The sequence below is a fragment of the Ruegeria sp. YTSC192 genome, assembly GCF_059609705.1.
This window is the reverse complement of the sequence record NZ_JBXWMG010000010.1, coordinates 131,861-154,064: the sequence shown is the minus strand read 5'-3', so window position 1 is coordinate 154,064 and position 22,204 is coordinate 131,861. Positions and strand designations below refer to the sequence as shown.

At 56.8% G+C, this 22,204-nt stretch carries 24 protein-coding genes; 21 read left to right on the top strand and 3 right to left on the bottom strand.

Features of this window, described 5'->3' with window-relative positions; all coding sequences use genetic code 11:
- The first annotated feature begins 51 nt into the window (after nucleotides 1-51).
- From AC2FD8_RS15100 to AC2FD8_RS15060, 9 genes are all read left to right on the top strand, one after another.
- On the top strand, nucleotides 52-705 hold the full coding sequence (locus tag AC2FD8_RS15100) for a GntR family transcriptional regulator (RefSeq protein WP_496857167.1): 654 nt from the start codon (nucleotides 52-54) through the stop codon (nucleotides 703-705).
- A gap of 177 nt (nucleotides 706-882) precedes the next feature.
- Nucleotides 883-1,140, top strand: coding sequence for a metal-sensing transcriptional repressor (locus AC2FD8_RS15095; RefSeq protein WP_496857169.1), 258 nt, complete (start codon nucleotides 883-885; stop codon nucleotides 1,138-1,140).
- A 4-nt stretch (nucleotides 1,141-1,144) separates the two neighbouring features.
- Nucleotides 1,145-2,482 (top strand): MFS transporter, encoded by a 1,338-nt coding sequence (locus AC2FD8_RS15090; protein WP_496857171.1) that lies wholly within the window; start codon nucleotides 1,145-1,147, stop codon nucleotides 2,480-2,482.
- 379 nt (nucleotides 2,483-2,861) lie between these two features.
- Entirely contained in the window at nucleotides 2,862-3,086 is a 225-nt protein-coding gene (locus tag AC2FD8_RS15085; RefSeq protein ID WP_496874316.1) for a hypothetical protein, read from the top strand.
- Between the two features lie 142 nt (nucleotides 3,087-3,228).
- The gene (locus tag AC2FD8_RS15080) at nucleotides 3,229-4,782 is read left to right on the top strand and encodes an ABC transporter substrate-binding protein (protein WP_496857175.1); all 1,554 of its coding nucleotides are present in this window, start codon (nucleotides 3,229-3,231) and stop codon (nucleotides 4,780-4,782) included.
- 22 nt (nucleotides 4,783-4,804) lie between these two features.
- Nucleotides 4,805-5,746, top strand: coding sequence for an ABC transporter permease (locus AC2FD8_RS15075; RefSeq protein ID WP_496857177.1), 942 nt, complete (start codon nucleotides 4,805-4,807; stop codon nucleotides 5,744-5,746).
- A complete protein-coding gene (locus AC2FD8_RS15070) occupies nucleotides 5,739-6,626 on the top strand; it encodes an ABC transporter permease (protein WP_496857179.1) in 888 nt (295 codons plus the stop codon). Before AC2FD8_RS15075 ends, AC2FD8_RS15070 begins: the two co-directional genes overlap by 8 nt.
- Nucleotides 6,623-7,618 carry an ABC transporter ATP-binding protein gene (locus AC2FD8_RS15065; protein ID WP_496857181.1) on the top strand — a complete coding sequence of 332 codons (996 nt, stop codon included), beginning with the start codon at nucleotides 6,623-6,625 and terminating at the stop codon, nucleotides 7,616-7,618. Before AC2FD8_RS15070 ends, AC2FD8_RS15065 begins: the two co-directional genes overlap by 4 nt.
- A gap of 1 nt (nucleotide 7,619) precedes the next feature.
- Nucleotides 7,620-8,600 (top strand): ABC transporter ATP-binding protein, encoded by a 981-nt coding sequence (locus AC2FD8_RS15060; RefSeq protein WP_496857183.1) that lies wholly within the window; start codon nucleotides 7,620-7,622, stop codon nucleotides 8,598-8,600.
- A 72-nt stretch (nucleotides 8,601-8,672) separates the two neighbouring features.
- On the opposite strand, the gene AC2FD8_RS15055 is transcribed toward AC2FD8_RS15060, so the two are convergent.
- Nucleotides 8,673-9,281, bottom strand: a complete 609-nt coding sequence (locus AC2FD8_RS15055; protein ID WP_496857184.1) for a glutathione binding-like protein — start codon at nucleotides 9,279-9,281, stop codon at nucleotides 8,673-8,675.
- A gap of 57 nt (nucleotides 9,282-9,338) precedes the next feature.
- Nucleotides 9,339-9,890, bottom strand: a complete 552-nt coding sequence (locus AC2FD8_RS15050; protein ID WP_496857186.1) for a cysteine hydrolase family protein — start codon at nucleotides 9,888-9,890, stop codon at nucleotides 9,339-9,341.
- A gap of 99 nt (nucleotides 9,891-9,989) precedes the next feature.
- On the opposite strand from AC2FD8_RS15050, the gene AC2FD8_RS15045 reads away from it, so the two are divergent.
- The 4 genes from AC2FD8_RS15045 to AC2FD8_RS15030 all read left to right on the top strand — a co-directional run bounded on the left by AC2FD8_RS15045 (nucleotide 9,990) and on the right by AC2FD8_RS15030 (nucleotide 12,908).
- Nucleotides 9,990-10,931 (top strand): GlxA family transcriptional regulator, encoded by a 942-nt coding sequence (locus AC2FD8_RS15045; protein ID WP_496857188.1) that lies wholly within the window; start codon nucleotides 9,990-9,992, stop codon nucleotides 10,929-10,931.
- 185 nt (nucleotides 10,932-11,116) lie between these two features.
- Entirely contained in the window at nucleotides 11,117-11,485 is a 369-nt protein-coding gene (locus AC2FD8_RS15040; protein WP_496857190.1) for a hypothetical protein, read from the top strand.
- A 93-nt stretch (nucleotides 11,486-11,578) separates the two neighbouring features.
- Entirely contained in the window at nucleotides 11,579-12,271 is a 693-nt protein-coding gene (locus AC2FD8_RS15035; RefSeq protein WP_496857191.1) for a HupE/UreJ family protein, read from the top strand.
- Between the two features lie 16 nt (nucleotides 12,272-12,287).
- The gene (locus tag AC2FD8_RS15030) at nucleotides 12,288-12,908 is read left to right on the top strand and encodes a transmembrane anchor protein (protein WP_496857193.1); all 621 of its coding nucleotides are present in this window, start codon (nucleotides 12,288-12,290) and stop codon (nucleotides 12,906-12,908) included.
- A gap of 178 nt (nucleotides 12,909-13,086) precedes the next feature.
- Here AC2FD8_RS15030 and AC2FD8_RS15025 read toward each other — a convergent pair whose 3' ends face one another.
- Nucleotides 13,087-13,275, bottom strand: a complete 189-nt coding sequence (locus tag AC2FD8_RS15025; protein WP_496874315.1) for a hypothetical protein — start codon at nucleotides 13,273-13,275, stop codon at nucleotides 13,087-13,089.
- 369 nt (nucleotides 13,276-13,644) lie between these two features.
- Between AC2FD8_RS15025 and AC2FD8_RS15020 the strand changes: the two genes are divergently transcribed.
- The 8 genes from AC2FD8_RS15020 (at nucleotide 13,645) to AC2FD8_RS14985 (ending at nucleotide 22,179) form a co-directional block, all read left to right on the top strand.
- Nucleotides 13,645-14,787 (top strand): aminomethyl transferase family protein, encoded by a 1,143-nt coding sequence (locus AC2FD8_RS15020; protein WP_496857197.1) that lies wholly within the window; start codon nucleotides 13,645-13,647, stop codon nucleotides 14,785-14,787.
- An 84-nt stretch (nucleotides 14,788-14,871) separates the two neighbouring features.
- The gene (locus tag AC2FD8_RS15015) at nucleotides 14,872-15,678 is read left to right on the top strand and encodes an AraC family transcriptional regulator (RefSeq protein WP_496874314.1); all 807 of its coding nucleotides are present in this window, start codon (nucleotides 14,872-14,874) and stop codon (nucleotides 15,676-15,678) included.
- A gap of 209 nt (nucleotides 15,679-15,887) precedes the next feature.
- A complete protein-coding gene (locus tag AC2FD8_RS15010) occupies nucleotides 15,888-16,901 on the top strand; it encodes a BMP family lipoprotein (protein ID WP_496857200.1) in 1,014 nt (337 codons plus the stop codon).
- Nucleotides 16,902-16,942: 41 nt separating this feature from the next.
- Nucleotides 16,943-18,466 carry an ABC transporter ATP-binding protein gene (locus AC2FD8_RS15005; protein WP_496857202.1) on the top strand — a complete coding sequence of 508 codons (1,524 nt, stop codon included), beginning with the start codon at nucleotides 16,943-16,945 and terminating at the stop codon, nucleotides 18,464-18,466.
- The gene (locus tag AC2FD8_RS15000; RefSeq protein ID WP_496857204.1) at nucleotides 18,463-19,539 is read left to right on the top strand and encodes an ABC transporter permease; all 1,077 of its coding nucleotides are present in this window, start codon (nucleotides 18,463-18,465) and stop codon (nucleotides 19,537-19,539) included. Before AC2FD8_RS15005 ends, AC2FD8_RS15000 begins: the two co-directional genes overlap by 4 nt.
- Nucleotides 19,532-20,464 carry an ABC transporter permease gene (locus AC2FD8_RS14995; protein WP_496857206.1) on the top strand — a complete coding sequence of 311 codons (933 nt, stop codon included), beginning with the start codon at nucleotides 19,532-19,534 and terminating at the stop codon, nucleotides 20,462-20,464. Before AC2FD8_RS15000 ends, AC2FD8_RS14995 begins: the two co-directional genes overlap by 8 nt.
- A 138-nt stretch (nucleotides 20,465-20,602) precedes the next feature.
- Nucleotides 20,603-21,175: a methylenetetrahydrofolate reductase C-terminal domain-containing protein gene (locus AC2FD8_RS14990; protein WP_496857208.1), complete on the top strand. Its 573-nt coding sequence runs from the start codon at nucleotides 20,603-20,605 to the stop codon at nucleotides 21,173-21,175.
- On the top strand, nucleotides 21,172-22,179 hold the full coding sequence (locus tag AC2FD8_RS14985) for a methylenetetrahydrofolate reductase (RefSeq protein WP_496857210.1): 1,008 nt from the start codon (nucleotides 21,172-21,174) through the stop codon (nucleotides 22,177-22,179). The genes AC2FD8_RS14990 and AC2FD8_RS14985 overlap by 4 nt, the downstream gene beginning before the upstream one ends.
- Nucleotides 22,180-22,204: the final 25 nt, after the last annotated feature.

The window sequence follows — 22,204 nt, the reverse complement described above, 5'->3', positions numbered from 1 at the left end:
CAAGATCAGAAATCTTGAGCTTCCAAATTTTTCTGTGTAGAACAATACCCCATGGACCAACGCCTCGCTGACACTATTGCTCAAGACCTGGAAGAGCTGATTTTTGACGGCACGTTTTCTGACGGTGACCGTTTGGATGAAATCAAGCTGGCCGAACAATTTGGCGTCTCACGGACGCCGCTTCGGGAAGCATTTCAGAGGCTTGCCTTATCTGGTTTGGTCGATCTAATTCCGCGCCGCGGTGCTTTTGTCAGACAGCCAGGCCCGGTTGAACTGATGGAGATGTTCGAAGTCATGGCCGAGATCGAAGCCGTCTGCGGCAGGCTTGCTGCCTTACGTATTTCTGATCAGGCGCTGAAAGATCTCATCGACGCAAATACCAAGTGCCAAATGGCCGTCGATGCCGGTAACCCGGACAAATACTATCTTGAAAACGAGCGCTTTCACCGAATCATCTATAGGCAGTCTGGCAACTCATTCCTGGAGCAAGAAGCATCCAGACTTCACCGAAGACTGAAGCCATTCCGCAGGCAACAATTGCGGTTTCGTGGGCGCATGTCACAGTCAATGTCTGAGCATGAAGATATCCTTCGAGCTCTCGATAAGGGCGATCCGGAAGAAACGGCGAACGCGCTTCGAGCACATGTTGCAGTACAGGGTGAGAAATTTCACAACCTGATGGCGACGCTCAAAGAATATAGCTGAAAAGCCCACAAACATCGCAACGCGGGACCAGTAGAAGTTTGTTTTTTGCGGTCCTGTCTCGTTTCGAATACCTTTGCTTCGCTTACATCCGCGATCAAATAGCCGCTATTTGCGAAAACCCCATCCTCAGAACCTGATCGTTGACTCATCCTCATGGGGGGGATAGGGATTGCGATCATGGAACACACTCACGCAACTCATCCGGCTATTGTGGCCCGCCTCAAGAGGGCCGAAGGGCATCTGAGCAAAGTTATCTCTATGCTGGAACACCAAAAGCCTTGCACTGAAATCGCTCAGCAACTGCATGCGGTTGAAAAGGCTATCACAAATGCCAAACGTGTTCTTATCCATGAGCACATCGATCATTGTCTGACGGGCGAAGGATCACCTGATGAGGCGATCGAAGATCTGAAAGCAATAAGCAAGTACTTGTGATCCGATGCTTTCTGTTCTGTCAAACCGTACATATCGTCATCTGTTCTTTGCTCAGGTCGTTGCCTTGTCAGGCACCGGGTTGGCAACCGTCGCACTTGGTCTGCTTGCCTATGACCTTGCCGGGGGTTCGGCCGCTCTGGTGCTGGGAACGGCCCTGACCATCAAGATGGTGGCCTATGTTACTGTAGCGCCGATTGCGGCAGCCTTCACAGACCGGATTGATCGGCGCAAGATGCTGGTGGCCTTGGACCTTGTGCGCGCAGCCGTCGCGGTGGCCTTGCCCTTTGTCTCGGAAATCTGGCAGGTCTATGTTTTGATTTTTGTGCTGCAATCTGCGTCCGCAGGATTCACTCCGACATTTCAGGCGACAATTCCCGATGTACTGACGGATGAAGAGGACTATACCAAGGCTTTATCGTTGTCGCGGCTGGCTTTTGACTTGGAAAGCCTGCTAAGCCCGATGCTGGCCGCGGTATTACTGACTTTCATGAGCTTCAACAATCTGTTTTGGGGCACAGGCATGGGGTTCGTCGCCTCTGCCATTTTGGTCGTCTCGGTATTTCTGCCTTCGCCTAAGCCATCCAGGCCGCGAGGCATCTATGATCGCACTACACGTGGTGTGCGGCTGTATCTAAAAACGCCCAGATTGCGTGGGTTACTGGCCATAAACTGGGTTGTGTCCGCGACCGCCGCGATGGTCATCGTCAACACTATTGTTATTGTTCGCAGCGACCTCGGGCTTTCGGAAAGTGCAGTTGCGCTGGTGCTTGCCGCATTTGGGGCCGGGTCAATGCTGACAGCGATTGCAATGCCACGGTTGCTGAAAAGATACAGCGACCACAAGGTTATGCTGTCTGGCGCTGGACTCAACATTGCGGCTTTGGCGCTTTTGGCTTTGAGCATGTTTGCCGTGCCATTGAGCATGACGACGCTCATGATCGGCTGGTTCGTGGTCGGGTCCGGTTATTCCGCGATGCTGACCCCTTCGGGGCGTCTGCTCACTCGGTCTGCGCATCCCGAGGATCGACCCGCAGTCTTTGCCGCACAGTTTACCGTGTCCCATGCCTGCTGGCTGATCTTTTATCCTCTTGCGGGCTGGTTGATGACAACTTTCGGAACCGAAGTGACTTTGATCGGATTGATGGCCTTGGCCTGCGCGGGATTGCTGGCGGCATTCCGCCTCTGGCCGATTGATGATGGTAAGCCCATCGCCCATGATCATCCTGACCTACCCGCCGACCATCCGCACTTGAAAGGTGATGCGCCACATCAGCACGCGATTATCATCGATGATCTGCATCCGACGATGCCGAATGCAAATGCAACGGAAAGGTGTTCGTAGTTTGCAATTTCAACGGGTTCTCAAAAAAGAATAGACATAATGGCTTTTTGCGTAATGATGAAAGGCGTGTGTTGAGTGAAAGCTTGATCTTCGACTGGTTTGTCCCGAATGTGACAAGCATACTTATACTCAGCGATCCGGAATGGAAGCAAAATTGGGTGCAAGACAAAGAAAGCAAAGGTCCAGATATCGCAACGCGCTGCGAACGTTTTTTGTCATGTCGCGCGCGGTCTTGGTCGTTTTGTTTCTTGGCGGCCTGACAGTCTCGTTCGCTGGTAGCGCGCATATCCACACTGTACCGATTGCCGATGCTGGAAAGGACAGTACTGCCAATCCACCCAAGCCCAGTGGGCTAGGTGCGCAATTTGCATCCCGTCATATGCCACATATTTCTAAAGCAGGTACACCGGATGACATGAGCGACCAGCCTGCCAAATTGCCGTTGACGCATAGCATCACGCACATCCATGAGGTGCCGGTCATGGCAGCGTCCGTCGCGATCGCCTTTGTGGATGCGCCGCAGACAGTTGCGGTCTTTGCGCAGCAACGGTCTCAGGTTTTCGATCTGACCACGGATATATTCCACCCTCCCAAACTGGGGTGATAAGGGACCGGTCCGCCTTCTGACTGGACAGATATGTACAGTGCTGCCTGGACTCGGCAGTTCTGCCTCAATCCCTAATCACATCTCAAAAGCGCGGCACTGTAACGCCGGGCTTCCCGACCCGACAGTTTGGAGACTTGATATGACAACCCTTACCCGCCGCGCCGCTTTGCTAAGCGCTGCCGCCCTGACCCTTTTGCCCAGCGTGACCTTTGCAGATGGCCATCAGGTTCTGAAAATCGCCATCGTTCAGGAAGCAGGCGATCTGGATCTGCTGACCAATGTCTCGGCGCTCAGCACCTACAGCCTCGTGTTTGATGCGCTGGTCCACTATGGCCCCAACGGCGAATTGCAGCCCGGCCTTGCCACGGAATGGAGCGAATCCGACGATGGCAAGACCCTGACCTTCAAGCTGCGCGAAGGCGTCAAGTTCAGCGACGGCACCGATTTCGATGCCGAGGTCGCGAAATGGAATCTGGAACGCTGGATGGGCAAGGACGACTTCAGCTGGATCGGCGTGTCCGACGCAATGGAATCGATTGAAACTGATGGCTCGCACGGCCTGATCATCCGCCTGAAGCGCCCCGTGCCGGTGGCGCTGCTGGAACTGACCATCGTGCGCCCTGTGCGCTTCCTATCGCCCAATGCGGCGGATGCAGATGGTAATCAGACCGCGCCCGTAGGCACTGGTCCGTGGATGGTGGTCGAAAACGATAACGCAGGCACAAAGCTGGTCCCGAACCCGCACTACTGGGGCGATGCGCCGGGCTTTGAGGCGGTCGAGCTGAAGGTGGTCCCGGATGAGCTGTCGCGCTCGAACGGGTTGCGCGCAGGCGATCTGGACGTGATCGGTGGTGACTGGGTATCGCCCCTGTCGCCGCGCCGCGCGCGTGCAATGGAAAAGGCGGGCGACGCCACGGTCGTAGCCGAACAGGGCACCACCGGCGTGTCACTGACCTTCTCACCGAAATCCTCCAAGCTACAGGACGCGCGGGTGCGCAAGGCGATCTCGGATTCGATCGACCGCAATGCCATCGTGGCGGTGCTGTACGAAGGCTTCGCCGACCCGATCAACAACGTCTTCCCCGGCGTGATTCCAGAAAGCGGCACACTCAATGAGGTGCCAACCCGCAACATCGATGGCGCCAAGGCCCTGCTGACCGAGGCTGGATGGGAACAATCCGGCGGAGGGTGGACCAAGGATGGCGAGGCCCTGGAACTGGAACTGATGGTATCGGAAGAAGCGCTGCCCGGATCCCGTCGTCTGGCTGAAATGGTGCAAGGCATGATCTCGGAAAGCGGCATCAAGGTCACGGTGTCTTCGGTCGACAACGCCACCATCCACGACCGTCGCCCGACCTTTGACTATGACCTGACCTTCATGGCCACCTTCGGCGCGCCTTATGACCCGCACGGCACTTTAGGCAACCTCTTCTTGTCCAGCGTAGATAGCGGCCCGGACGGTAAATTCTACGCCCACCCCGATCTGGACCCGCTGGTTCTGGCAGGTTTGGAAACCAGTGGCGACGAGCGCGCGGTAGCGATGCAGGCGATCCACAACTGGCTCTATGAAAACACCGCCGTCGCGCCGCTGGTCGCGCCGCAACGGCTGTGGGCGCATTCGGCACGGGTTCAGGACTTTGCCCTGCCTGCCACCGACTACGACATTCCCGGCCAGGGCCTGTCGCTGAACTGATCCGGGTCAGGAGACGCATGAGATGCTAAAGCTGTTCACACGGCGTACGGCGCTGGCCATCGGGATGATCCTGGCCGCGTCAGCGCTGACATTCGCCATCATTGCCGCCGCACCCGGCAATGTCGCCGCCCTGATGGCGGAACGCGTCGCCGGCCCCTCGGCGTCGGCGGAACTGGTGGCGCAGATCGAGGATGAGCTGGGTCTGAACGACCCGCTGCCCGTCCGCTATGTCCGGTGGCTGGGCGATGCCCTGACCGGCGATCTGGGCATCTCGTTGCGGTCCGGAAAACCAATCGGGCAGGAGTTCGCTGAACGCCTGCCAGTGACCGCCACCCTGCTGATCTGGGGTGGCGTGATCGCCTTTTTCCTGTCGCTTCTGGTCGGGCTTGCGGGCGCGATCAGCAATGGCGGCTGGGTCGACAGGCTGCTCAGGGCGTTTTCGCTGCTGGCGGCCTCGACCCCGAATTTCTTCGTCGCGGCGCTGCTGGTGATCCTGTTCTCGGTCACGCTGGGCTGGCTACCGGCCTTTGGCGGTGCGGGTGTGCTGGGCTGGATCATGCCCTGCCTGACCATTGCGCTGTTTCCAGGCGCAGTGCTCAGCCGGGTGGTGCGTGTAGGCCTGCAAGAGGTGATGGCCCGCCCCTTCGCCACCACCGGTTTCGCCAAGGGCTATGGCCGTTCAGGTGTGCTGCTGCGCGAGGCGCTGCCCAATATCGCGGTGCCGTATCTGACCACTTTCGGGGCGCAGTTCACGTTGATGATCATCGGCTCCATCGTGGTCGAAACGGTCTTTGCCCTCAAAGGCGTCGGCGCGTTCTTCATCGAGGCGATCCGGTTCCGCGATTTCGTCTCGATGCAGGCGATCCTGCTGACCTTCATCGTGTTCTTCGTGTTCGTGAACCTATTCGTCGATCTGCTGTGCATGCTGATCGACCCCCGCATTCGGAGGCAGAAGAATGCGTAACCTGAAAAAATGGCCCTGGCTGGTGGTCACACCGGTCGTCCTGTTCATCCTGATTGCCATCTTCGCCCCGTGGATCAGCCCCTATGATCCCACCGCGCAGAACTATGGCGCGATCCTGCAAGGCCCCAGTGCTGCCCATTGGCTGGGCACCGACTATCTGGGCCGCGATATGCTCAGCCGTCTGATCAATGGCGCGCGGGTGTCGCTGTTTGCCATGTCGATGGTGCTGGCCTCGGCGCTGCTGATCGGCGTGGTGATCGGGTCTTTCGCGGGATACGTCGGCGGGAAGGTCGAGCTGGTGCTGATCAGTGCCATCGACATCGTGTTGTCGCTGCCCAGCCTGATCGTGGCACTGGCCTTTATTGGCATCTTCGGTGCCGGTTACTGGTCGATGATTGCGGCACTGACCATGGCGTGGTGGGCCAACTATGCCCGTATGAGCCGCGCCGTTGTCGCCTCGGAACTACATCAACCGTATATCGAAGCCGCCCGGATCATGGGCGCGGGCCATGTGCGCATCTTCTCGCGCCATATCCTGCCGCATGTTTTGGCGCTGGTGGTGGTCTATGCCTCGGCCGATGCGGGTGCTTTGGTGCTGGCGATTGCCACGCTGTCCTTTCTGGGGCTTGGGGTCGAACCGCCGACGCCGGAATGGGGTCAGATGCTGGTTGATGGCATGAGCTATCTTGAGGAATACCCCCGCCTTGTGATTGCGCCGGGTCTGGCACTGACCATGGTTGTGGTCAGTTTCAATCTGTTGGGTGAGCATTTCGCGCTGCAAAAGGTGCCGCGCGCGCTGAACCCGCGCCGCTTGCGTAAACTGCAGCGAAAGCGCCACACGGAAGAGGCGGACATTCAAACGCAGGAGGCCAAGGTATGACGCAACCTGTCTTTGAAATCGAAGATCTGGTGATCGACCTTTATACCGAACAGGTTTCAGTCCGTGCCGTCGATACCGTCTCACTCTCGGTCATGCCGGGTGAGATTCTGGCTATTGTCGGCGAAAGTGGCTCGGGCAAGACGGTGATGACGCTGGGGCCGCTGGGTTTGTTGCCCGAAGGTGTGTCGGTCGATGTTCGCGGCAAGGCCATCTGCAGTGGACAATCCCTGCTGGGCCAGTCCGACCGGGCGCTGGCCGATCTGCGAGGTCGCAATTTCGGCGTTGTATTTCAGGACCCGATTTCGGCCCTGAACCCAATGCAGAAGATCGGCCCCCAGTTGATGCGGCAAGCGATGCGGCTGCAGGGCGTGGACAAGGCCAAGGGGCGTGAGATCGCGCTGGGCCTGCTGCACCGTACCGGCATACCCGATCCCGAGGATCGCTATCACCGCTATCCGCACGAGATGTCGGGCGGCATGTTGCAACGCGCGATGATCGCGCTGGCACTGGCAGGCAATCCCAAGGTCCTGATCGCGGATGAGCCGACAACAGCGCTGGACGCCACGGTTCAGGCGCAGATATTGGAACTGATCAAGGACATCCAGCGACAGGAGGATATCGCCGTTGTGCTGATTACCCATGACATCGGCGTTGTCGCCTCGGTCGCGGACCGGGTTGCGGTGCTATATGCGGGTCGCGTGGTCGAAAGCGGCACTGTCGCTCAGGTGCTGACCGCGCCGGTACATCCTTACACCCAGGGCTTGCTGGCCTCGGTCCCCGACCTGCGCACGGACAGCAAAGAAGTGTCCGAGGGCATCCCCGGATCGCCACCTGATCAGTCACGACTGCGCACCGGCTGCCCGTTCGATATGCGCTGTACGCGCACGCTGCCGGTTTGTGCCACCCGCCGTCCGGCACTGATCCCGGTGCCCGGGGATGACTCCCATAACACGGCCTGCCACGCGGCGCAGGCGGAACTGGAAAGGGCCTGAGATGGAAACGCAAAACGCAATCGAGGTCCGTGACCTGAAAGTGCATTTTCCCGGCAGCGGCCCGGACCGAATGGTCCGCGCGGTCGACGGCGTTGACCTGACCGTCGAACGTGGTGCCTTTCACGCCATCGTCGGTGAATCCGGCTGTGGCAAGACTACGCTGGCGCGGGCAATGGTCGGCTTGCAACCGGCCACGTCCGGTTCGGTGCGTATTCTTGGACAGGATCTGGCCGATGGCCTGCGCGATCGCAAGGCGCTGGCGAAACGGATGCAATTCGTGTTCCAGAACCCTCTGGGCGCACTTAGCCGTCGGCAAACCATCTATCAGTCGCTTGAGGAGCCCCTGTCGATCCACGGCGTTGGCCGCACGGACCGGCAGCAGCGCATCGCAAGGCTGATGGATCTGGTGGGTCTGCCTGCCTCAGCCGGCGAGCGTCTGCCTCGTTCGCTTTCGGGCGGGCAACGGCAGCGCGTGGCAATTGCCCGCGCGCTGATGCTGGAGCCCGAGATCCTGATCTGTGATGAGCCGCTCTCGGCGCTGGACGTGTCGATTCAGGCGCAGATCGGCAAGCTGTTCGTGACCCTGCAGCAGGAACTGGGACTGACCGTGGTGATGATCTCGCATGATCTGGCGGTGGTGCGCGAGATGTGCAGCGACGTCACGGTTATGTATCTGGGCCGCGTAATGGAGATGGGTGCGACCGAAACCCTGTTCGGCGACGCGCAGCATCCCTATACGCAGGCGCTGCTGTCTTCAGTTCCGTCACCTGATCCGCGGATCGAGGCAACGCGGCAACGCATCGTGTTGCAGGGCGATCCGCCCAGCCCGATGGACCCGCCACCCGGATGCCGGTTCCAGACCCGTTGTCACCGGGCGCAGGATCGCTGTCGGAAGGACAGCCCAGTTCTCGAGGAGCGGGGCGAGAACCAAGCGGTGGCATGCCATTTTCCGGGGCCGGTTGGGACGCTTGAAACGACTTGATGGAAATTTGGGGCCTGCAAACCTTGCTCGTCGAGTGACGACGGATTGCAGGCCCGGTATTTGGTTCGAAGATCAGGCCGCGAACAGGTTCTGTTTTAGGTGCTGGTCCAGCTCTGAATCGCTTTCGATCAGCGCACGGATGGCTGGGCGAGCCAAAACGCGTTGGCGGTAGGCTTCGAGGCTGGGATAGGCGGTGTGATCCACCTGCGCGTAACCCGACAGCACGAAGAACCATGTCAGATAGGCATCTGCCGCTGAAAACCTGTCGCCCAGCAGATAATCCTGCCCGGTCAACTGGTCCTCCAGAACCTTGAAGCGTAGCGGGGCCAGTCCGCGCACGCGGTCTTTCACCTCGGCAGTAGCTTCCTGATAAAACACGATGCGGAACAGGCCTTTGTGCAATTCGGTGGCACAGAAGGCCAGCCAGCGCAGCATCTGGAAATAGACCGGGTTGTTGGGATCAATGCGAAAGCCGTCATCTTGCGATTGCGCCTGAATCCAGGCGATCACAGTCGATGTTTCGGTCAGCTTGCTGCCATCGGGCAAGGTCAGGACCGATACCTGCCCCAGCGGGTTGACGTCATACAGGGAACCACCGGCAGCGATGTCCTTGGTGGCGAGGTTCAGGGGTTCGATCTCAAGATCCACTCCGCCTTCGGCTGCGGCGAAACGTGCAGCCAAGGAACAGGTGAGGGGGGCGTGGTAGAGTTTTGCCATTGTGGTCTTGTCCTTTCGAAATCAGGCCGCAGTCAGATATTCGCTGGTCGTGGTCACCTTGGCATACGCGAAGGACAAGGCCGACATATACGCCTTGTGCACCTGTTCCGCCGCGACCACCTCGCCGTTGAACTCCAGATCGCGAGATGAGCACGCGTCTTCGACCACCGTAACGTTCAGACCGATATCCGCGGCGTTTCTGGCGGCGGCGTCGATGCACATATGGCTCATGTCGCCCGCGATTGTCACATCCGTCACATCGTGCTTTTCCAGCAGTGACTGCAAATCGGTATCGCGAAACGCGTTCACGTAGTGCTTGAGCACCTTGTGCTCACCCTCTTGCGGAGCGACTGATGGGTGGATTTCTGCGCCCGGCGTGTCGGGTGCAAAGAAGGGCGGGTTTTCACTCTGAAACTCGTGATGCACATGTACGATCATCTGGTTGGCAGCGCGGGCCTGTTCCAACAGATGCGCGGCGTTTTCGGCGCTTTGCTCGATCTGGTGCAGTTCCCATTTGCCGCCGGGAAAGTAATCGTTCTGGACATCGATCAGGATCAGCGCAGATTTGGACATTTTGGTCTCCGGGATTTGGGTGTGTTCGATGCTTATCTAGCGTGGACCCCACAGCAGTTTGATTGGCGCATCAGACATAAAATATGTTAGATCGGACAAATGGAAACATCCGACAGAACTCTTCGGATTGGTATTGCAGCCTATCCAAACGCACAAAGCGCGGCCATATACGGTTTGCAGGACTTGTTCAGCGTGGCCAACCGGTTGCAGCAGCAACAGGCAGATCACCCCAACCCGGTCGAGACCGAGATTGTACGCAGCTTTGGCGGCCCTGGAGAGAGGTTGCAGGCGTTAATCCTGCCTCCTGCCCTTGTCGAGAGACCCCAAGGCAAAGCCGAGCAGCAGTTGGTCAACTGGGTGCGGCATCACCACGGGCAAGGCACGCTGATCTGTTCGATCTGCGCCGGGGCTTTTCCGCTGGCGGCGTCGGGTCTGCTAGACGGTCGTCAGGCCACGACCCATTGGGCACTGGCCACGGAATTCGAAAACCGGTTCCCGGATGTGATCCTGCAGGCGGATCGGTTGGTGATTGACGATGGCGATGTGATCACCGCAGGCGGGGTAATGGCCTGGACCGATCTGGGGTTGCGCTTGATCGCGCGGTTTATGGGGCCGTCGCTGATGCTTGAAGTCGCCCGTTTTTTCCTGATCGACCCTGGCGAGCGCGCGCAGAGTTTTTACAGCTCGTTCTCTCCTGACCTGTCGCATGGGGATGGCGCGATCCTGCGGGCCCAGCATTGGCTGCAGGCCAACTATGTCTCGTCTGTTTCTGTGCCTGAAATGGCCCGTGCGGCAGGGCTGGAGCCGCGCACTTTCGGGCGGCGTTTTCAAGCCGCCACTGGTTTCAGCCCATCAGAATATCTGCAGCACCTTCGTATCGCCAAGGCGCGTGAACGATTGGAACTGTCACAAAGCAGCGTCGAATCTATTGCTCGCAATGTTGGCTATCTGGATATCTCGGCCTTTCGCCGGATATTCATCAAAGTTGTCGGGCTGTCACCAGGTGAATATCGTAAACGTTTCGCTCCGGCTGTACCCTGATACCGGAGCGCGCAAACAACCCCTTTGCATTTTGCACCGTTTTTCCAACCCGCAACAAAATTCAATGTCAGCGGGAACCGGCGGAGTCTTGCGCCGGGGGGTTGCGCTGTGACGCTTAATGGCGCTAGTTGGTGAGACCAGAGCAAAGAAACACAGGCGGGATACCGCCTTCTATAGGGGCAGTTATGTATATCCCGACGGGCAGACAACTGGCTGAATGGATCAGGCACGTGTTTTTCGCGATGCTTGTCCTTTGCCTGCTGGTCTGGTCTTTGGCCCCATCCTACAAACATTCCGCAAGCTATCTTCAGGGCGTTTCTGAGCGCAATCAGATGCTCAGCGATCACGGTCATTCCCACGGCGATGAACTGGATGATTACTGGATTTGGCATGGCCACAGTCACGATGTGGCTGATCACGATCACAGTTCCGCCATCCTGGTTCTGACATCTAACGCGCAGCCGATCACAGGTTTCCGGCTGCCGGAAGCGCTTGAGCCTTTTTCGACCCCCCCGAACCCGATTTACAGACTAGACCGACCTCCGCGCGTGTGATCGTACCCGCTGTTGCGGGACCTAACGATCAAATCACAATTTAGCGGAGAAACTCTCATGCAATCCCTTCAGAGGGCCCGGTTCAGGATGGCCATGCGCCAGTCTCTGACGCTGTGCGCTCTTGTCTTTGCGGCGCTTGCCTACAGCGCATCTTATGCCGCAGCCCATAACGTCACCGCCGGCGACGCCGGTTACATTCAGCAGATCTGGGGCGTCAAACTGATCCCCTTTGCCTATCTGGGCGCCAAACACATGGTGACAGGATATGACCATATCCTGTTTCTGTTCGGTGTCGTGTTCTTCCTGTACCGGGCAAAACACGTCGCGACCTATGTCAGCATCTTTGCCGTTGGACACTCCACGACAATGCTGCTGGGTGTGTATTTCGGTTGGAACGTCAACGCCTATATCGTGGACGCAATCATCGGTCTGTCCGTTGTCTACAAGGCGCTGGACAATCTTGGCGCCTATCAGCGCTGGTTCGGTTTCCAACCGAATACCAAACTGGCCACGCTGATCTTCGGCTTCTTCCATGGCCTTGGCTTGGCGACCAAGATTCTGGACTACGATATCCCGCAAGACGGGCTGTTGCCCAACCTTCTGGCCTTCAATGTCGGAGTCGAAATCGGCCAGTTCATGGCCCTTGCCCTGATCCTGATCTTCATGGGGTTCTGGCGCAAATCCAAATTCTTCTGGAAACACGCCTATGGCGTCAACGTCGCGATGATGGCGGCAGGTTTCGTGCTGATCGGATATCAGCTGACCGGCCTCATTGTCTCAACCTGATTATACGGAGATTACCATGTACAATTCTGAGAAACCAAAGCCCGAAGAACTGCCAAGCTCGGCTCAACTGATCAAGTCGACCATCATCGCGGCTATTGCCGCTGTGGTCATTTTGGTCACCATTGTTTTGCCCGCTGAATATGGCATCGACCCTACCCGGGTCGGTGGTGTTCTGGGCCTGACCGAGATGGGTGAGATCAAGACCGAACTGGCCGAAGAAGCCGAACGTGACGCGCAGGCTGCAGAAGAAGAGCAATCCAGCTTGCTGCAAGAAATCCTTGGGACGTTTGTCGGCGCAGCCTATGCTCAGGAAAGCTCTGGGTCCTGGACCGATGAGTTTTCGTTCACTCTGACGCCGGGCGAAGGCATCGAATGGAAGTTGGTCATGAACGAAGGCGCCGTGGCAGAGTTTGACTGGGTTGCCGAAGGTGGCCGGGTGAATTTCGACCTGCATGGCGACAATGCCAACAAATCGATCAGCTATGAAAAAGGTCGTGGCAAAACCGATGCTCAGGGCACTCTGGTTGCAGCCTTCACCGGCAATCACGGTTGGTTTTGGCGCAACCGAGACAAGCAGGATATTACGGTTACCGTAAAACTGCGTGGCGACTATAGCGAAATCAAACAGACCTACTAAACGAATTGCGCCCCGGCCAGTCTCTGGCTCGGGGCGCAAGAGATCACATTTTCAGGTGATATTGGCATGCACCGCGAGCAAACTGGCTCAGGCAATTGCAATTGTGTGAAGTTCTTTAGACTGAATGCTCACCATCTAAAGTCAAGATGGGTCGCGTGGTGAATTTCGGGCAGTTTTCTCAATGCCGCAGGCGCGCGGCAGGCGAAGGCTCCACCACCTTTAAACCACAGTTGGACGCAAAACTGACCTGCTCGTTGCTCCAAGCGTAAACAACAGCCACGGTTTTGCCTGCGCGCGTGTCCTGCACTTCAATTATCGGTTCGCCTTTTCTTGCGCGATCGGTTTGTTGCTGTTTCGACATCTGCATTCCTCGGTGTTTGTCAAACCCGACCGCCACAAGCGGGTGTTGCGGGGGCGCGCTATCCACCGTTCCACTTTTCCGCTCCGCTCAATGATCTAAACGACATTAACCTAAGATATGAGAGCCGCAAGCAAAGACATTCTTTGAGGTCCTTCAATTGTCTAACTTCTGTATATCAAAGAATGCGATTTTTTGACGAAATGTGTGCGCCCGATTGGCTTTGTCGTAGCTAAGACTTGGAGGTGCCGTAGAAATGAGGGCTGAAATATGGATGGCAATCGCACCCAGGAAACAAAGTTCGAAGTTGGTTTGAACTATACAGACAATGGGCGCCCGGTTTTCCATGGCACCCCTTTTGTTGAAGCCACCGCGCCAATGAACAGAAATGCGCTATGGATGCGTTGGGGCGACTATGTCGTTGTCGATGCGTATTCGAATATGGTGGACGAAGTGCGGGCGATCCGCGAGCGAGTGGCAATGGGGGATATGTCTCCGCTGGCCAAATATCGCATTTCGGGCAAGGATGCCGAAGCGTATCTTGATGGTCTCATACCGCGCTCGATCGCTAAGCTCCAGAATGATCAGATCTACTATGCGCCCTGGTGCACGGAAGAAGGTTTTGTGATCGGCGACGGATTGATTATCCGCGAAGATGATAACACGTTTCTGATTTCTGCTGATCCCGGCCTAAATTGGTGGACTAGCAATATCAAAGGTCGTGCGGTTGAAATCAGTGACGAAACCGACAGTTTTGGCATTCTGACACTTCAAGGTCCAAAGTCGCGTGAAACCGTGCAGGCTGCCGCTGACGAAGAGTTTTCAGAGCTGCCATTCTCGCGCCTTGGATGGGTGACGATTGCAGGGCACAACGTCCGGATCATTCGCCAGGGATTTACTGGCGAGCATGGTTACGAAATCTGGGTTCCGCGTGCCTGCGGTCTTGACGTATGGAATGCCATCGCTGAGGCGGGTGCTCAGTTCGATATTCTGCCTGCCGGTGCCTGGGCTTTGGACTTGGCACGGATTGAGGCCGGGCTTTTGATCGTAGGTTATGACTACACCAGCGCCGGTCCGGATGGGGGCGCGGCTGGGGTTTTCGCGGCACAGAGCATGCGCGCGACGCCGTTTGACTTGGGCTTGGGTCGATTGGTCGACTTCAATTCGGGTGAGTTCGTTGGCAAAGAAGCGTTGCAGGAGATTGCGGATCGCGGAGATCACATGCATCTTGTCGGCTTGGAAATTGATTGGAAGGCACTGGAGTCGACCGAACCTGGTCATCTTCGTCGCGTACGCTGGTATCCGGCCAACCTGACGATGGATGGGGCGGAGGCGGGCTATGCAACCAGTGTTACATGGTCGCCCACGGCGGGTAAAATGATCGGCTTCGGGCACATGAAGAAAAACTATACGGAACCGGGAACACAGCTGTCTATCGCCCTTGGCGGCTCCGGCGAAGGCACACAGGTTACCGCAACTGTAATCGACCTGCCATTTCACAAACTGAAACGTTCTTCCTGACCCACCCCAGAGCGCCGCGACACCGATCTCGTTAGATCGTGTCGCGGTGCTTGTCAGTCTGTGATTGATGCCTCAAAGTATGGCATGCGTATACCTCCGGTTAATCTAGGTGACGACAACACGTTCGGCCGCATTCTCTATGAAGAAGGCGGTAGTTATGGTCCGGTGTTCGGGCCGTATTTGGCGTTTCTTTATGTTCAGAAGGGGCAGGGCCAGATCCTTGTAGACGGCAATACGATTGACCTTAAAGAGGGTGAGTGCGCACTTACATTGTCTTCTCATTCGTATTCTTATTCCGCAACTCCCACCCAGCGTTCATTGATATTTTGGTCTGACTGCAGAATTCCAGATAACAGTCACTTATGGAATGACTTGCGCTCGGGGCCGACCAAGCTGAGGGCTTCGGTTACGATCCGAGCGCTTCTGGAGACTGGTGCAGACCTTCATTCGACAGAAGATGCCGACGCTATGCATTTGTCCGAGGCAATAACCCGGGCATTATTGCAGGCATATTTTTTTGAGGCTGGTACTCGAACAGCTGATGTCAGGATACCCGCCGTCATTCAGGCCGCACAACGAAGGCTATCGGAAAGTCTGGCCGAGCAGGTGACAATCACGGATATCGCCAGTGAACTTGGCATTACACCACAATACCTGGTTGCTGCGTTCAAAAAATCTTATGGTAAGACACCTGCTGAATACCTTTGGAAACTACGCTTAAATCATGGTTCGCTATTGTTGAGACGAACCAATCTGAGTGTTGCTGAAATCGCTTATCAGTCAGGTTTCAAGAATCCTTTCCATTTTTCACGCAAATTCAAAGAGTGGAAGGGTGTCAGCCCAACGGAAGCTCGCAAATCTCATCTGCGCAGGAAAATAGAAGCGAGTTGAAACCTGTTGTCAGGCGCTAGAGATAGTTAATTGTGGATATGCATGCTGAAATTTCAGGCATGGTGCGTTCAAGGGCAGCCCGGAATAATGATCATGGATGCCTGACGGATTGACGCGCATAGATAGCAGAAACGCGCGACGATCTTGGCAGCCACGGACGTGCCGGAAATCCGTTTCAGTATTCGGTGGCACTTAGGGAGGAAGCTAGAATGACAATGGTGAATTGGTTAAAAACAACCTGTGTCGCGGGCCTGACAGTTCTTGGGACCGTGCAAATTACTTCCGCTCAATCACCGGATGAGGTCAGAATCGCGGTGATCGTTGACAGCACTCCGGACGTCGGCTGGGTTAAGACCATGCAGGATGCAATGACTGCGTTGAGCGAAGAGAATGACCTTGGGACCAAGATTACTTGGGATATGACCGACCCGATTTGGGGGGACGATGCTGAACAAGCCATCCGGTTTTACGCCGAAGGCGGCGAGCATGATATCATCTGGGCCCACAGCGTTTATTCGGATCAGATCAAGAACGTTATCGGAGATTTTCCGGACTTGATGTTCGTATCAACCGGATCGGGTAACTATAAGACAGCCGACAACCACTATCAGATCTACAAGCGCCTGCATGAACCGGCCTATCTGCTTGGCGTATTGGGTGGGCACACCACCGATTCCGGGGTTATGGGGATCGTCGGAACATTCACCGCCGAAGACGTCAACGATCAGGTGAATGCATTCTTTGCAGGTGCCAAAACCGTTCGCGATGACATTCAACCGCGCGCATCCTTCATCAATTCCTGGTTTGATAATGCCTTGGCGGCGGAACATGCTGAGGTTCATATCTCGGCCGGTGCGGATGTGATGTATATGCTGACCGACAATTACCGCCCGTGCGAGCAGAACAATCTGATGTGTTTCTCAAATATTCACGATGTGAACGCCATGTCGCCGTCGAGCATCGCATCCAGTTCCCTGGCGAACTGGGAGCCTGACGTTGAATGGGCAGTCGGTGAATGGATTCGTGTGCAAGATGGCGGAACCTATGAGGCGAGTGACGAGCCGCTCTGGTTTGGCCTGGCCGACGGTGGAGCAGACATTGCACCGTATCACGAGTTCGAGTCCAAGATTCCTGATGATGTGAAGGCTGCTGTCGCTGCCGTGCGCGACTCGATCATTTCGGGTGAAACTGTTGTCGAAATCGACTCGTCCGAGTTGCAGTAGGTCCGGCACGTTACAGTCTGGATAGATCAGGAATACCGCCGATGACCGAGCTGCTCAGAGTCGAGGGTCTGACCAAACGATTTGGCCCCGTAACAGCAAATGACAGCGTGAACCTGGTGGTTGAAGCTGGTGAAATCCACTGTTTGTTCGGTGAAAATGGTGCAGGCAAGTCGACTCTTTCGGCTTGCCTGTATGGCATGCTTCAAGCCGATAGCGGCAATATCCGTTTCAAGGGCAAGGACGTTGCGTTGACCTCGCCTTCGGATGCCTTGGAGCTTGGGATTGGAATGGTCCATCAGCATTTCGTGCTGGTTGATACCTTTACAATTCTTGAGAACATACTTGTTGGTGCGCCGGGCGTAAGTACGGCGGCGGATCAGAACAACGCCAGAACACGAATACTGGAACTGTGCGGTGAATGCGGGATTCAGCTGGACCTAAACAAGCAGATTCGCGATCTTTCGGTTGGCGAAAAGCAGTGGGTCGAAATCCTGAAGGCCCTGTTTCTTGGCGCCGAACTGCTGATCCTTGACGAACCGACAGCGGTTCTGACCCCGCAACAATCGGATGTTCTGTTCGAGGTCATGCACCGTATGCGCGCGCGCGGTCTGTCGATCATCCTGATCAGCCACAAGATGCGCGAAGTTATGCAATCCGACATGGTCACGGTTCTGCGGCGTGGCAAGGTTGTCCGCAGCTTGCCAACCGCTGAAACCAGTGCCGATGAACTGGTTGCGTTGATGGTTGGCCACAAGGTGTTACAGATCGCAGCAGCCGATGACAGAGAAATCGGTGAACCGGTTCTGGAACTGTCAGAGATATCGGCAGTTGATGAATGGGGAGACCCCGCGCTGCGGAACATTTCGCTGACCGTATCGGAAGGCGAAATCCTTGGAATCGCCGGTGTTGCGGGCAATGGCCAAAAGCAATTGTTCGAATTGTTGCTGGGTGTATTGCCCCGAACCGCAGGTCGGTATCGGCTGAACGGTGAAGAGATAACCGACCCATCGCCGCGCGAGATGCTGGATCACGGCGTTGGCTTTATCCCCGACGATCGGTTCCGCGAAGGATTGGTTCCGACCTTCGGGCTGGGGGAAAATATGATCCTGGGGTGGCAGCGCTCGCCGCTCTATCTCAACGGGCCGTTTATTGACAAGCGTCGCATGGGCGAACTGGCCCAGGAAGCGATAGACGATTATGCCATCGCGACAGCATCAGGACAGCAGCCGGTTGGGCAGTTGTCAGGCGGAAATGCACAACGGGTCATACTCGCGCGCGAGTTTCTGCATTCCCGCAAACTGGTTCTGGCAAATCAGCCGACGCGCGGATTGGACGTGGCTGCTGCAGAATTTGTCTACAGTCGGATTCTGGACAAGCAGAAAGAAGGCAGCGCGGTTGTTCTGGCCTCGGAAGAGCTGGACGACCTGATCCGCCTTTGCGACCGGATCACGGTTTTCTATCGGGGCAGGATCGTCGGTACCGTGGATGCGCGCAAAACCAACCTTGTTGAACTGGGATTGCTTATGGCGGGCCAGGAACCAACGGCGGCAGGAGTCCCGAATTGAAAGCCTTGCAAAAACGAACACAGCCGGATTTGCGGTGGACCATCTTCTGCTATGGCGCGGCGCTTGCGCTGTCGCTGATCGTATCAGCACTTATCCTGCTGGGTTCTGGCGGAAATCCGGCCGAGGCTTTTTCTGCCTTGTTCGTAGGTGCCTTCGGTAGCGCGCGCGCGCTTTATGGCACTCTGGCAGAGGCGACGCCGATCTTTCTGATTGGTGTCGGATCTGCAATCGCGTTCCGTGCTGAAATTTGGAACATCGGGCAAGAAGGACAGGTGGTTGCAGGGGCGTTGCTGGCGTACTGGATCAGCCTGAGCCTGGGTGATGCGCCACTTTGGCTGACTGTCCCCATTTTGGCCGTTGCAGGTGTTGTGGCGGGCGGATCTCTGGCTGCGATTTCCGCGTGGCTTCGGTTGCGATTTGATATCAATGAAATCGTCTCGACCGTGATGATCACCTACATCATCTACAACCTCATGAACTATCTGCTGGACGGTGGTCCGTGGATGGAGCGTGACACAACAGTCGCCTACCGCCGCACCGGGCCGTTGCCGGAATCACTGGAATGGCCAGTCTTGCTGAGTTCGGGATCGAACCACGTGCATATCGGGCTGATTATCGCGATTGCAGTGGCTGTTTGGGTATCGGTCCTTATGCGGCGTACGCCGCTGGGGTTCGAAATCCGGGCGACTGCAGAAAACCGGACTGCTGCAATCTTTCGTGGCATCAATGTCAACCGCGTGACGGTCGTCGTATTGGCCCTGTCTGGCGCGTGCATCGGGTTGGCCGGTGTCGGTGAGTTGTTCGGAACCGCCCATCGCCTGACGACAGATACGTTCTTTGGTCTTGGCAGCACAGGTATTGTTGTTGCCATGGTCGGCGGTCTGCGTCCGGGCGGGATATTCCTGGCCTCGCTTTTCTTCGGCGGCATGAAGAACGGTGCGCTGTTCATGCGGTTCAAAACCGGTACGCCTTCGGGCATGGCCTCGGTCATTGAGGGGTTAGTGCTGCTCATGTTCCTGATAGCAGCGGTTGCCGTGCACTATCAAATCAAACGGGGGCGCACCGATGGCTGAACTTTTTAGCGTTGCGCTTTTCGTCAGCATGTTGTCAGCGATGTTCCGCATCGCAACGCCCCTCATATTGTCGGCAATGGGAGAATTGATCACGCAGCGCAGCGGGATCTGGAACCTGTCGGTCGAGGGTATGATGCTGCTTGGCGCATTCATGGGGTTCGTCGGTGCCAGCGCGACCGGCAGTGCCTGGCTGGGGGTTCTGATTGCGATGATCGTCTGCGCCATCGTCGGACAGATCACCACGTTGCTGACGGTGATCCTGAAGACGGAACAATTCATGGCTGGTATCGCGCTGAACATCGTGATCGCCGGTTTGGTGTTCTTTTGGTTCCAAAGCTATACACCCAAGGCAGGTGCGGCGAATTTTGTCGGCTTTGAACCGCTTGATCTCGGTTTTCTGTCGGATATCCCCGTATTGGGTGAAATCCTGTTTTCCCATCGTCTTCTCAGCTATCTGGCTTTTGTTCTGCCCTTTGTTGCGTGGTATTTCCTGTATCGTACACGCACCGGTCTTGAATTTCGCTGCGTTGGAGAAAACCCCAAGGCGTTGGACGTCAAAGGGTTGAACGTCAGTATTCGTCAGGCGCTGGCCGTCATGATAGGCAGCGTGATGACAGGGCTGGGCGGCGCTTTCCTGATGCTTGGGTATTCCGAGAAATTCGTGCCTGAGCTTATCGCCGGACGTGGCTGGCTGGTGGTCGTGGTGATCATCGCGGGCAACTGGATGCCGTTCCGAACTGTAGGGGCCATCCTGGTATTTGCCTTTCTGGAGGCATTGGCAATCCACGCTCAGGTTGTTGATATATCCGTACCCAGCCAATTGTTCCTGGCCTTGCCGTATTTTGCGTCGCTGGTCATGCTGGCGGTGTTCAGATCAAAGTCGCATGAACCCGCATCACTGGGTAGGCCGTATCATCGCGAGTGAGGCAACAGCAGGATAGGTCCCGTTGCACAGAACACTGGCACGTCTTGTGGAGTAGACGCCCGAAGTTGTGGCAACCTGTTGAACAGTGGTCACAAGAGCCAAACCCGGCAGCGACAGCCAAACGAATGAGGTCGCAGCATGTATCGCGTTAGATTATTTGCAGTCCGCCATTCACGCGGTTTCGAGCGGGTTTATCGCTGGGTTGAGGCCTGCCTCGTGGCGCTCGATCCGCTATTCCAACGGATAGGGTACAAGCGCGTAGAGCGACCCGTTGCCATAATCGAAATGCTCAGCAAGTCTTTCCTGTTCGATTGCAAGATGTGCGGGCAGTGCGCGTTGTCATCGACAGGGATGTCCTGCCCGATGAACTGCCCCAAAACTCTGCGCAACGGTCCTTGCGGAGGCGTTCGTCCCGGTGGGTACTGCGAGGTCAAACCTGAAATGAAATGCGTCTGGGTCTGCGCGTGGGATGGGGCCTCACGTATGAAACATGGTGACCAGATCGAGATCGTACTTCCGCCCGTTGATCATTCGTTGAAAGGGTCGTCTTCGTGGCTGCGGGTGTCGCGAGAAAAGGCCGCCAACCTGCGCGAGGCGGGCGAGGCGCGGCGGTCGATCATCGCCAAGGCCTTTGGTTCGGCACGCAGCAAGGAACCGGCCACCGCACCTTTGGCACCAGAACCCGGCACCGACGGGAAGCCCAAGTCATGACCCTCGGTGAGAAAACGCCATTTGCCGCTTACCCCGATCTGCCGGACGGGCTGGTTTCAGGCAGTCGGCTGGAACGGGCGCTCAAAGCGGGCAAATTTGCCATCACGGCCGAGCTTAACCCGCCCGACAGCGCCGACCCCGAAGATGTCTATCGCGCGGCCCAGCCGCTGAGCGAGGTATCGGACGCGATTAACGCCACCGACGCTTCAGGGGCGAATTGCCATATGTCGTCCATCGGGATTTCCGCGCTGCTTACTCAGGCTGGCTATGAGGCGGTCTATCAGATCTCCTGCCGTGACAGAAACCGCATCGCGATTCAGGGTGATGTGCTTGGGGCCGCCGCTTTGGGCGTCAGGAATGTCCTGTGCCTGACAGGTGACGATGTCAGCGCCGGGGATCAGCCCGGTGCGAAGCCCGTGTTTGATCTGGATTCGATTTCACTGCTGCGCACATTGCGGACAATGCGCGAGGATGGCGTATTTCTTTCGGGTCGGAAAATCTCAAAACCGCCCCGGCTGTTCATCGGTGCAGCCGAAAACCCCTGTCTGGAGCCGCTGGAGTGGCGTCCCGATCGGCTGGCCAAGAAAGTCGCTGCTGGTGCCGATTTCATCCAGACCAACTACATTTTCGACATCCCCCGGTTCAGGGCGTTTATGGGCCGGGTCAGAGATATGGGGCTGGATCAGAAGATCTTTATCCTGGCGGGTGTCGGGCCGCTGGCTTCGGCGCGGGCGGCACGCTGGATGCGGACCAATGTGCCGGGCATTCATATTCCGGACGCTGTGATCGATCGTATCGAAGCTGCAGCGGATCAGTCGCTTGAAGGGCTAAGGACATGTATCGAACTGATCGAGGAAATTCGCGACATCCCCGGCATATCCGGCATCCACATCATGGCTTACCGCCGCGAGCATCTGGTGTCACAGATCATCAGGGAAAGTGGCCTGCTGGAGCGGCGGTCGCGCGACCGCCTTTCACGTAAAAAGCCAAAGCAAAAGACTTAGGCGATATCGTCATACTCAAATCAAA